The 11202-nt window shown below is 56.8% G+C and carries 11 protein-coding genes and 1 pseudogene; 7 read left to right on the forward strand and 5 right to left on the reverse strand.

What is annotated here, in order from left to right:
- Window positions 1–350: 350 nt before the first annotated feature.
- Window positions 351–1268: a magnesium transporter CorA family protein gene (locus VF639_RS06580; protein WP_331145096.1), complete on the forward strand. Its 918-nt coding sequence runs from the start codon at window positions 351–353 to the stop codon at window positions 1266–1268.
- A 32-nt stretch (window positions 1269–1300) separates the two neighbouring features.
- Window positions 1301–2041 (forward strand): hypothetical protein, encoded by a 741-nt coding sequence (locus VF639_RS06585; RefSeq protein WP_331145097.1) that lies wholly within the window; start codon window positions 1301–1303, stop codon window positions 2039–2041.
- Between the two features lie 146 nt (window positions 2042–2187).
- Here the strand turns inward: VF639_RS06585 and arfB are convergent, their stop codons facing one another.
- The 3 genes from arfB to VF639_RS06600 form a co-directional block, all read right to left on the reverse strand.
- Window positions 2188–2595 carry an alternative ribosome rescue aminoacyl-tRNA hydrolase ArfB gene (gene arfB, locus VF639_RS06590; protein ID WP_331145098.1) on the reverse strand — a complete coding sequence of 136 codons (408 nt, stop codon included), beginning with the start codon at window positions 2593–2595 and terminating at the stop codon, window positions 2188–2190.
- Between the two features lie 207 nt (window positions 2596–2802).
- Window positions 2803–3549: a PA2169 family four-helix-bundle protein gene (locus VF639_RS06595; RefSeq protein WP_331145099.1), complete on the reverse strand. Its 747-nt coding sequence runs from the start codon at window positions 3547–3549 to the stop codon at window positions 2803–2805.
- Between the two features lie 170 nt (window positions 3550–3719).
- Complete coding sequence (locus VF639_RS06600) at window positions 3720–4151, reverse strand: hypothetical protein (RefSeq protein ID WP_331145100.1); 432 nt, start codon at window positions 4149–4151, stop codon at window positions 3720–3722.
- Window positions 4152–4654: 503 nt separating this feature from the next.
- Here VF639_RS06600 and VF639_RS06605 point away from each other — a divergent pair.
- The 3 genes and pseudogenes from VF639_RS06605 (at window position 4655) to VF639_RS06615 (ending at window position 7505) form a co-directional block, all read left to right on the forward strand.
- Window positions 4655–6715: pseudogene (locus VF639_RS06605) on the forward strand (M13 family metallopeptidase).
- A 3-nt stretch (window positions 6716–6718) separates the two neighbouring features.
- Window positions 6719–7120: an ACT domain-containing protein gene (locus VF639_RS06610; RefSeq protein ID WP_331145101.1), complete on the forward strand. Its 402-nt coding sequence runs from the start codon at window positions 6719–6721 to the stop codon at window positions 7118–7120.
- 1 nt (window position 7121) lies between these two features.
- Entirely contained in the window at window positions 7122–7505 is a 384-nt protein-coding gene (locus tag VF639_RS06615) for a phosphatase PAP2 family protein (protein ID WP_331145102.1), read from the forward strand.
- 470 nt (window positions 7506–7975) lie between these two features.
- Here the strand turns inward: VF639_RS06615 and VF639_RS06620 are convergent, their stop codons facing one another.
- Both VF639_RS06620 and VF639_RS06625 read right to left on the reverse strand, forming a co-directional pair.
- A complete protein-coding gene (locus VF639_RS06620; protein WP_331145103.1) occupies window positions 7976–8458 on the reverse strand; it encodes a nuclear transport factor 2 family protein in 483 nt (160 codons plus the stop codon).
- A gap of 121 nt (window positions 8459–8579) precedes the next feature.
- Entirely contained in the window at window positions 8580–9494 is a 915-nt protein-coding gene (locus VF639_RS06625) for an SDR family NAD(P)-dependent oxidoreductase (RefSeq protein WP_331145104.1), read from the reverse strand.
- Between the two features lie 173 nt (window positions 9495–9667).
- On the opposite strand from VF639_RS06625, the gene VF639_RS06630 reads away from it, so the two are divergent.
- Window positions 9668–10093, forward strand: coding sequence for a winged helix-turn-helix transcriptional regulator (locus tag VF639_RS06630; protein ID WP_331145105.1), 426 nt, complete (start codon window positions 9668–9670; stop codon window positions 10091–10093).
- A 104-nt stretch (window positions 10094–10197) separates the two neighbouring features.
- Window positions 10198–10914, forward strand: a complete 717-nt coding sequence (locus VF639_RS06635; RefSeq protein WP_331145106.1) for a head GIN domain-containing protein — start codon at window positions 10198–10200, stop codon at window positions 10912–10914.
- Window positions 10915–11202: the final 288 nt, after the last annotated feature.

An 11202-nucleotide genomic window follows, 5' to 3' on the forward strand; every position in this document is an offset into this window, starting at 1 on the left:
GGTTAGGAAAAGATTGAACGCGCTTTCTTTCGATAAGCATCAAGATACCAGCGCATAGAATACTTATCATAACGTCAACATATACAGAAGGTTAAAGGTCGAGCTTGCGCTTACAGCCTAAGCTCAACACTCGAAACCCACTACCGTTTGCCTGAAAAATAACAAGCTCAACTATAGGATTTTACAGGCTGCGCTGAAGCGAAACAGTCAACTAAATGTGGCTGCGTTTATGGGCCGTAAAGCACTGCTTCGTGCTAATTAATCAACTCTTGAGCCATGCCAAGCCGTATGTAGTACGCACAGGCTGGCTAGCTTCTACGCAGCGCACTGTGCCAGCTGCCTTTCTTCCTATGACTGAAACTCTTCTCACACGGCAAGAAGCCGATTTTGCCTGGCTCGATATCACCAGCCCAACCGCGGCCGAGCTGCAAGCCGTGGCCGAACAGTACGACCTGCCCGATTCGCTGGTGCGCGACTGTCTGGAGCCCACTCACTTACCGAAGTTCGAAGCCACCAACGGCTTGAACTTCGTGATACTGCGGGTGCTTAGCATGCCCGAAAACAGCCAGGCCGATACCATTCAGGAGCTAAGCACCAAGATTGCTATCTTCTACACCAGCAAGTACCTGATTACGGTGCACCGGCGGCCTCACCCGGTCTTGAGCAAGCTGCGGAACGTGGCCTGCTCCCCCGGCGAAGAATGCGACTCGCCCGTGGAAGTAGCCATTCATATTGTGCGCTACGCCCTCAATAGCTACGTGCAGCCGGCCATGGCCCTCACCAAAGAGCTAGACGACTACGAGGCCGAGATATTTCTGAAGCAGGAAGTGCCTAACGCCTTGCAAGGCCTCTACTTTCTGAAACGCAAAGCGTCGGCGGCCAAGCAGCTTCTGCTGCTCACCCGCGACATCCTGACCATGCTGCGGCGCCAAACGGCATCCAACTCCTCCGACAGCAACCTGCTCCAAGACACGCAGGATTTGCAAGTGAAAGTGGAAACGCTCTATCAGCAGCTCGATGGGGGCGCCACCAACCTTATGAATCTATACCTCTCGTTGTCGTCGCAGCGTACCAATGAGGCCATGCGTGTACTGACGGTATTTTCGGCTTTCTTCCTGCCGCTTACGTTCATTGCCGGCATCTACGGCATGAACTTCGAGTTCATGCCCGAGCTAACTTGGAAGTTTGGCTATCCGATAGCCATGGTGAGCATGGTAATCATATCAGTTGGTATTTATGTGTGGTTCAAGCGTAAAGGCTGGATTTAGCGCCTAAACTTGCAGCGCTCAACACGGCCGCTATGTTGCACTCTTACTCACTACGTCGGAAATCTGCTCTTCGACTCGTACAGTTGATCGGGTTGGCCGGCGCCGGCGGGTTGCTGGCGGGCTGTGCCGCCGTGGGGCGGCTGCCGGCCCTGGAACCCGGCAACTACCAACTCTTCCGCACCAACGCGCCCGCCCTGGCCGCTACCATAGGGCCCAACCGCGCCGTTTATGTGGAGCAGCAGCACGATACACTGCAGTTTCTGGCGCAGGCCGCCGACAACACGCCGCGTCGCTTTAGCTACCCTTTGCGCCGAGGCCAGCACGTCATTCTGCTTGATCGGAAGTTCGACCTCGATGTGTTTACCATTCCCTTTAAGGCCCGCCCACCGCAGGGGCCGGTACCGGTGCAGCTCAACACCAACTTCAACGCGGCCCTTTACTTGGGTAGGCGCCTCGATTTTTACCACGTTAACAGCCGGCTGTTACTCAACGGTCAGCAAGAACCGCAGATACGCACGGTAGGCTTAGGCTACGGTGTGTTCACTGGTTTGGGCTCCACTATCGTCAACCCCGATGTTACCAACCAGCAGGCTCAAGTGGCCGAATACGAGGGCTTCGTGGTGCATTTAGGCGCCGCCTTTATTTATGATGCCCGCATTTTCAATCTAGGCCTAGCCGTTGGAGTTGATCAACTGCTTGGCCCCGACGGCCCCAACTGGATTTACCAGCGCAAGCCCTGGTTTGGCGTGCTGTTTGGCTTGGATTTGAATTGAGTGATTGTTGATTGTTGAATGGTTGATTGTTGAATGGTTGATTGTTAACTGATGGCTTGCTCTTACGCCGCCTAACCGCACAAGGGCGATCAATCAACCATTCAGCAATCAACCATTCAACCATCTAACAATCAGCAATTCAACAATCAACCATCAAACCTCTTCCGATTGGCCTTTTTCTCGCCGTGTTTTTTCTTGGATTCCAGGCGTTGGCGGACGGCGCCTTTGCTCGGCTTGGTGGCTTTGCGGGGCTTGGGTTTGTGCAAGGCCTTGACCAGCAGATCATGAAACTTGCGTAACGCTATTTCGCGGTTGCGGAGCTGGCTTCGGTCTTCTTGTGCCACTACCAGCAGCTCGCCTTCGGCCGTGAGCTTCGAGGCGAGCTTTTGCTGCAGGGTTTGCTTTTGCTCGTCGGTGAGCAGTTCGGAAGCGGCGAGGCGAAACCGGAGTTCCACTCGCGACTCCACCTTGTTCACGTTTTGGCCACCGGGGCCGCTGCTACGGCTGGTTTGAAACTCTAGTTCGGGCAGAAAATCGGCAGCGGGAGGTAGCATGTAAGTAAGCAAGAATAGGGGCGCACCAGAATGAGCTGGCAAGTTGCAAACAACCGGAAGATATGTTGAACGACACAAATGGCGGTTGCTCCTGGCGGTATCTACGAGTTTCTGCAACGGCTGCCGCCTGAAAGCGTCATAAAAAGGAAGCCCCGCCAGCAGTAATTTTCTGCTGACGGGGCTTCGATAACTAGTGGAACAGCTGGCTTACAGCTTGTTGTCCATTTTCTGCAGCTCTTTGTAGGTTTTCTGCGACAGCGCATACTGACGCTCTACTTCCAAGCGCAGTGAACCAGTTAGGGTATGGTCGTTCAGAGCATCTTCGTAGGCTTTCAGAGCCCACTCTTCGCCGTAGATATTGGAGCCGAGGATGGCTTTTTCGTCGGCACCAGTGAGGGCGGCTTTCGTGTCCATCCAGGCGCGGTAGAGGCGACCTTTCAGCGTTTTGCCTTTCTCTTCGGACCCGGTTCCTTCCTGCTGACGCAGATAGGTGTTGAGCTTGTTGGAGAACTGCTGGCTCTGGCTTACCAGCTGCTTGTAGTAGCCCTGCAGCTTGGTATCCTGGCTTTCCTCTACGGCGCGCTGGTAGCCTTCAATCCGGTCGTTGACGAATAGCAGCAGCTCATGCAGCGTAGCAGCCTGGCCCGTCGATTTGGGCTTGCGGTTGCGCACGGCCAAGTAGCCGACGCCTGCGGCCAGCAATGCTCCGCCTACCACTTTTTGCGTGGTGCTGAGCTTGTTGACTTTCGCTAAAGCGCCGGTACCCGCATCTTTCACAGATTGTGGCACTTGAATTTGGGTGAGCATGTCGCCCATGCTTCCTTTATTAAGCAACTGCTTAGCTTGATCGAGGAGGTTACCGGAGCCGTTGCCATCAGAGGCAGTCGACTGATTCGTCGCGCCAGCTTCGTAAATATCGTTGCTGGCTGCGTTGGGTTGCTTAGGTTGTTTCATGATTGTAAGCGTGAATAGGGTGATGTAAAACGTCTTGCCCTTACGCTATTCGGCCTCAATGAGTTAGGTTGAGCTTGCACTAACTTTTCTCGAAACTTCTGAAGTGACGGTGTAGAGCGCAACGTGCAACGCATAGGGAGCCATGAAAAATCTGTCCCGTCTACTTCCATTTACAGAATCTTCCACAGCAACCACCCCAACAGCCCGCTCCGGGCGGTCCAGGCCAGGGTGCGGAGCCAGTTGGTGCGCACCAGCCCGTCGATGGCCACGTAGTCGTAGCCGTGGGCGAGGCGGTTGTGGAAAGGCACCGACACCAAGAACGTAGCCGCCCACACCAGCACAACCAGCGCCAACGCCCACCACACGGCCGCCCCCAAGCTCCGCCCCTGCCAAGCCAGCCACGCCGCCAGCGCCAGTTCCAACAGCATCGGGCCCATTACCACCCAACTCATGCGGTTGGAATGCTGCTGATGGAAGGCCACAAACTTATCGGGCGCTACGTGGGCGAAGCTCGGATAATGCACCACCTGCACCGTCCAGATGAGCCCCGTCAGGTAAGCCGCCAGCGCGAAATTGAGGAGCAAGAGTAGCTTAAGCGACATAGATTTGATTAAGGAGTAAGAACTATGGATTGACAGACGCTAGCAGCCTGGCCTGCAGAGGCGCAGCCGAAGTATCTCGCCTGCTGACGCGGGAGTAGTACTAGCGGTTACGGAGTTGTATCGTCCTTCGTGGTTGCCTCACCCCCCTAGCCCCCTCTCCCGTGGAGAGGAGGAACTAGCGTTTAGTTTTTTAGAGTTTATTCTTACTAGCACTAGTTCCTCCTCTCCACGGGAGAGGGGGCTAGGGGGTGAGGCCCACGCCTGAACGACCTGCACCGCGTAGCAGCTAGTACCACACGTTAGCAGGCGAGATACTTCGGCTATGCCTGTGCAGGACGAGCTTTTCCCTTACTATACATTCGCCCTAGCAAGATGTTCTCCTACCCAGTGGAACAATTTGGCAGCAACATCCTGCAACCCGACGAGCTTGGCCTGCTTCTTTCGTTGGTGCTGAATAGATATTTTCACGCTTGCGCTTCTCTCATCTTGATTTCTGCAACACCATGACGTTTCTTTCTTCCCGGCGGTGGCTGCTGGCCGCGCCAGCTCTCTTGCTTGCCTTGGGTGGCTGCCAATCAGGCACTAAAACCGGCGCCGGCCAGCCCGACCTGCTCCAGGCCAACCTTGATACCACCGTGCGCCCCGGCGACGACTTTTTCACGTACGCCAATGGCGCGTGGCTTCAACAGAACCCTATTCCGGCCTCGGAAAGCAGCTGGAGCATCGGCAAAGAGGTGCAAGACGAAGTGTACGCCCGCCTGCTGGCCCTCAATAAAGAAGCCGCCAGCGCCAAAGCAGCCCCTGGCACCACCCAGCAAAAAATCGGTGACTTTTGGGCGACCGGCATGGACTCGGCAACGATTGACAAGCAAGGCATTGCGCCGCTGAAGCCCGAGCTGGACCGCCTGGCCGCGCTGCGTACCCCCGCCGACGTGCAGGCCGCCATTGCCCGCCTGATTCCGCTGAACGTGAATGCCCTGATTGGTCCCTTCGTGTCGCAGGACAGCAAAAACAGCGAGAAGATGGCGCTCTACCTCTACCAGGCCGGCTTGGGCCTGCCGAACCGGGACTATTACTTCAACAAAGACAAGCGCACCACCAACATCCGCAAAGAGTACGGCGGCCACGTAGCCAAAATGCTGCAGCTGATGGGCGAAGATGCTGCCACCGCGCAACGCCACAGCACCCAAATAGTGAAGCTGGAAACCGCCCTGGCGGCCTCTTCGCGCAAGCTCGAAGCCCTGCGCGACCCCTATGCCAACTACAACAAGATGGCCGTTGCCGACCTCAACAAGCTTGCGCCCGGCCTCGACTGGCAAGCCTGGCTAGCGCAAATGAAACTCGGCAAAACAAAAGTAGACACCGTTATTGTGGGCCAGCCGGAGTTCTACCGCGAAGCCGGCCGCTTGCTGCGTACCACGCCCGTTGACGACTGGAAAGCTTACCTGCAATGGCAGCTGCTCCACACCTACGCCGACCACCTAAGCGCCCCCTTCGACAACGAGAATTTCCGCTTCTACGGCACCGTGCTACAAGGCAGCAAAGAGCAGCGCGCCCGCTGGAAACGAGTGCTCGACGACGAGGAAGACGCCATGGGTGAAGCATTGGGCCAGCTGTTCGTGAAAGAGTATTTCTCGCCCGAAACCAAAGCCCGCTACGCCAAGCTCACCGAAAACGTGGTGGCCGCTTTCCGCGAGCATATCCAGGCCCTGACCTGGATGAGCGACTCCACCAAGCAAAAGGCGCTGGTGAAGCTCACCAAAATCACCCCGAAAGTAGGCTACCCCGACAAATGGAAAGACTACTCGACGCTGCAAATCAAGCGCGACTCGTACGCCGCCAACATGATGCGCGCCAGCCAGTGGAAATATCACTACGAGCTCAACAAGCTCGGCAAGCCCGTCGACCGCACCGAATGGGGCATGACCCCGCAGACCTATAACGCCTATTACAACCCAAGCAACAACGAAATCGTGTTGCCGGCCGCCATCTTCGCCATTCCTGGTTTGCAAGACGCCAACGCCGACGACGCCATCATCTACGGCTATGCTGGCGCTTCTACCATCGGCCACGAGTTGACTCACGGCTTCGACGACGAGGGCAGCCAGTTCGATGAGAAAGGCAACCTGCGCAACTGGTGGAGCAAGAAAGACCGGGCCGCCTTCCAGCAGCGCGTCAACTAGATCGTGCGCCAGTTCAACGGCTACACCGTGCTCGATTCGCTGCACATCAACGGCAAGGCCACGGCCGGCGAAAACATTGCCGACCTCGGTGGCATCGTCATTGCCTACGATGCCTTCAAGAAAACCGACCAATACAAGAAAGGCGAGAAAATAGGCGGCCTCACGCCCACGCAACGCTACTTCCTCGGTTACGCCCTCGGCTGGCAAAGCCATCAGCGCGACGAGATACTGGCCCAACGCATCCTCACCGATGTACACTCGCCGGCCAATTACCGCGTTAATGGCCCCTTCGCCGACGTGCCTGCTTTCTACGAGGCCTTCAACGTGAAGCCCGGCGACAAGCTCTACCGCCCCGATTCCGCCCGCGTCACCATCTGGTAGCCCATGCAGCTAACTCCCGGCGAAACCAACCTAGACGCTCTGCTTCGCACCCTGGAGCCTGTGCTAAACCCGGAAGTCTACGTGTTCTGCACGGTACCACCAGGCCAGTTGCTGCTGCAGCTTGCGCCCGTGGCCACGTTCCGCGAGGCGGAAGGCCTAACGTTGATCGTGTTGGCAGACGAAGCGGCGCAGGTCGGACTAGCGGCGGTTTATCCTTGCCGCTGGATTACGCTCACCGTGCATTCCAGCCTCGAAGCCGTGGGTTTTCTGGCCCGCATTACCGGCCTGCTGGCCGCCCACGGTATCAGCGTCAACCCCGTGTCGGGCTACTACCACGACCACCTGTTTGTACCCGCCGAGCGTGCCGATGAGGTGATGCAGCTCTTACACGAGCTGCGTGGTTGACATGCCTTGCATTAGGAGCGAGGTAACCGACCGAAAGCTATTCGAAACCAATCAGCACCTCGATGCTCCCCGCGCGGCCCGCGTTTATGGCTTGCTTAGCATTGCCACGTACTCGCCCGCGCTGCCCGGCACCCCGCCCCATCCAGGCTACCCTTCGGGCCATACTACTATCTTTAATGCACGGGCCATGGTGCTGAGCTACTTGTTTCCAGAAGACACCAAGATCTTCCAAAAGAATGCCAAAGAAGTTGCCGAATCGCGCTTCGAGGCCGGCATTTACTTCCGCGTCGATAACACTGTGGGGCTGGAAATGGGCGAAAAAGTAGGCGCCGAAGTAGTGAAACGGGCGCAGCAAGATGGCGCTGATAGTCCCGTAAGTTGGTGAGCCGGTGATTTGAGAGTGAGGTTGTGAAGAGCGAAATGGTAAGTTAGAGCTGTTCAGGGCCAGAGGCTAGCAAGCTGGTTTCCCTCAGTTGAGGAGGGACTAAGAATGGTTGATAGCCGTTGCTAACGTTGTCAAAGCAATGGCTACGCTTGATCTGGCGTCCGCACGTGGCGCATCAAGCCAGGGACCGGAAGCGTAGTCGAAGCATCTCGTGTGCTGATGCCGGAGTGGTAACTGTCCTGCTGACAACAGGAAGTATCTCGCGTGCTGAGGTTGTAGTGGCATTGGTTGCTACACCAGCGAGATGCGTCGACAAGCGGACGCCAGATCAAGCAGGACGTTCTACATAAACAACGGAGAGTCAACCACCCCTAGCTCCTTCTCAGCTGAGAAAGCAACTAGTTTCTAATGAACTCCTGGTCCCAAACTTTTCCAGTCCTGGGTATCATCCCCTTTCCCTGGCTAGCCACTCAGCTGCCAACCGCTTTATCGGAAGCAACTCTGTATTTCGCTAGGCCCTCGGCGGCCGATTTGCGCACTTTGTTCTGCAGGAAGCCCGACCAACCGAGCAGCCAACCTATGGGGCCTAAGGCTTGGCGCGACCAAGGCCAGAAACCAAACTGGTCGTGGTGCGTGCGGATGAGCCCGTCTTGGAAGGTGAAGCTGGCTTGCACGTGGTTGTGCACGAAGCGGCCGGTTTGGGAAAACGTGTAATGCGCATCCCAAGTGGCCTTTCCCTGCTGCTCATCGGCTTGAATGTCGTTGTAAGCCAGGCGCATATCCTTGCCTTTTTCGCAGAGCATGCGCCACATTTTACCTATCTCAGGGCCTTGCAGCCGGAAAATGGCGTCCTCGAACGTGGCGTCGGGATGGTAGCAAGCAGCCATGCCAGCGTGTTCGCGGCGCTGGAAAGCTTGGTAGAAGCGGTGCAGAAGCTGTTCGTGAGCATGCATGGCGAAGGCGGGAAAGCGGCCGAAGCTCGGCCAGTATCGGATACCTAAAGCTGCACAAAAAACAATGCCCATCGGACTTGCCGTGGGCGTTGTTCTCGAATTCTCAGGATGCACGCTGCTGCTAGGCTGGTTGAGCGGCGGTAGCGCCTTGGAAGGCCGGGACAAACACGGTTTCAACAAACTGCTGCAAGGTGGTTGGGCTGGTGCTGGCGGGAGTGCGCTCTTCTTTCACCATGACTTTTTCCTCGTTCATATTGCGCGTCATTTCGTCGTAGAGGCTGGCCATGTTTTCGGAGAGGCCAGCCTGCACCATGCCCTGCTTGGCTTGGTCGTAGGGGAATTGCACGTAGGGCAAGTCGGGGCGGCCGATGGCTTGGCCAATGACCTGGGCTACCTGCTGCATAGTATAGCTTTGGGGACCTAGTATATAGTGCACCGAGCCCGCCTCAAATCCCTGATTCAGCAGCTCAGCGGCTTTGGCGGCAATGTCTTGGGTTGCGACCATCGGAAATGCCAGGTCGGGGCGCATGGCAGAACCGATGATGCCCATGTGCTGGATGAGGTCAATATTGGCCAGGAAGTTCTCCATGAAGTAAGCCGGGCGCAGGTACGCTACCTGCAAGCCATCCACGGCCTTGAGGCGGGCCTCTTGGTGGTGCACACCTACCACTGGCCCGGTGCCCGCGAGCTGGTCGGCACCGATACTGCTGAGGAACACGGCCTGTTTGAGGTCTGCGGCACGGACGGCATCCACTAGACTCTCGCCCACTTGGCGCATATGCGCCAGCACATCAGGCGCCGTTACGTTCGGCGGAATCATTAGGAAAACAGCATCGGCACCGCGCAGGGCTTCGGTTAGGGAAGCAGTATCGTGCAAGTCGCCGGGGTGAGTGGTGGCGCCGGCTGCTTGCAGGGCATCGAAGCGCTGGCTGGGGCGGGCTACGGCCGTCACGCGGTGGCCTTGCTGCAAGAGGGTATGAACCAAAGCGCTGCCAATATTGCCCGTGGCACCCGTAACTACAATGTGTTTCGACATGGGAATCAGATGAGGTTGAAGTAAACTGTGAACCAGCGCTTTCGGCCGCCTACGCGGTGGCATTTTGCTTGCACAAAGGAAACTTCCTACCTTCCCTATTAGCAAGTACCTACCAAAAAGTCAGGTGCCTACTTTTTACACAGTAATACTGATAATCAGCCACATTATTTTTCATGTCCAAGCCAACTAAACAGCAAGCGGCCGAAGTGCTCTGGCAAACGGCCACCCAATCCACCCCTTTCGACTTCTGCCCAGTGCGCACCACCCTGAACGTGCTCGGCGGTAAGTGGAAGCTCCTGATACTCTCTTACCTGCTGCAAGGCACCCGCCGCTACGGCGAGCTGCGGCGGCTCACGCCCGAAGTCACCGAGAAAATGCTAATTCAGAAGTTGCGCGAGTTAGAGCAGGATGGCATTGTGTTGCGCACCATCTACCAACAAGTACCGCCCAAAGTGGAATACACCCTCACCGAGCGGGGCCAGCGCATCAGGCCGCTGCTGGAAACCATGGCCACTTGGGGCCTCGACTATTTGCAGCGTGAAGGCTGCACCGTGCCGCTGTCGGTCCTGAGCAGCCAGCTAGCCTCCATGCCGCAATAGTGGTTGCTGCTTATAGATTTATTAGCAATGATTTCCGCGGCCAGGCAACGGTTTGGGGCGGGCATACATCTATTTGGATGTATTACTTCTAACCAGTTCTCGTCATGAAAACATTGCGCAACTTCCTTTCCCCTGTACTTGCCAGCGCCTTGCTGCTGTCGGGCTTTGTAGCCACTGCTGGCCGCGAAACGCGCGAAGTGGCCAGTTTCAACCAAGTAACCCTAGCGGGCTCAGCCACGGTGATACTGGTGCAGGGCAGCCCCCAAAAGGTGGTAGTGGATGCCAACGCCGAAGACCTCTCGCACCTCGAAACCACGGTTAGTGGTGAAAAGCTGCGCATCGGCACCAAGCAGGAAAAAGGCATGAGCTGGTCGAACTACAGCTTCAAAGGGCCGGTGACGGTGTACGTGACGGTGCCTAACATTAGCGCGCTGACCGTGAGTGGCTCTGGCAGAATGAGGGCAGATGAAGGGGTGAAAGCCAAAGACCTCGACTTAACCGTGAGCGGCTCCGGCAAGATGGACTTGGGCCAAGTGCAGGCCGACGAGCTGCAAACCTCTATCTCCGGCTCCGGCGACATCAGCATTAACGGCGGCTCTGCCCCTCGCCAAGTCATTCGGATCAGTGGCTCAGGCGGAATGCAGGCCCAGAAGGTGCGTTCCGAAAAGTGCAACGTGCGCATCAGCGGCTCCGGCAACTGCCGCGTAAACGCCACCGAAACGCTGGAAGCCAGCATTGCCGGCTCCGGCAACGTGTATATAACTGGCGGCGCCAAAGTCAGCAGCTCCACCGCCGGTAGCGGCCGGGTACACCAGCAGTAGAAGTGAATTAGCGGTTTAGTGACTGATGTTACGCAGTCGGGTCGTTCCAACGTTCGCCTCACCCCCTAGCCCCCTCTCCTAGGGGAGAGGGGGGACTAACTCTAGTTTAGTTTTAAACTAATAATCAACCTTTTATACTGGCTTCTAAAAATTAGAGCTAGTTCCCCCTCTCCCCTAGGAGAGGGGGCTAGGGGGTGAGGCCCCATCAGAACGACCCGACTACGGAACCGCAGTTAGCGATTTAGTGAGTTTACTATTCGGCTGGGCTGAAACGGAGTGGTGGGGGGG

It is taken from the genome of Hymenobacter sp. (assembly GCF_036387835.1).
In the GTDB taxonomy this organism is placed as follows: domain Bacteria; phylum Bacteroidota; class Bacteroidia; order Cytophagales; family Hymenobacteraceae; genus Hymenobacter.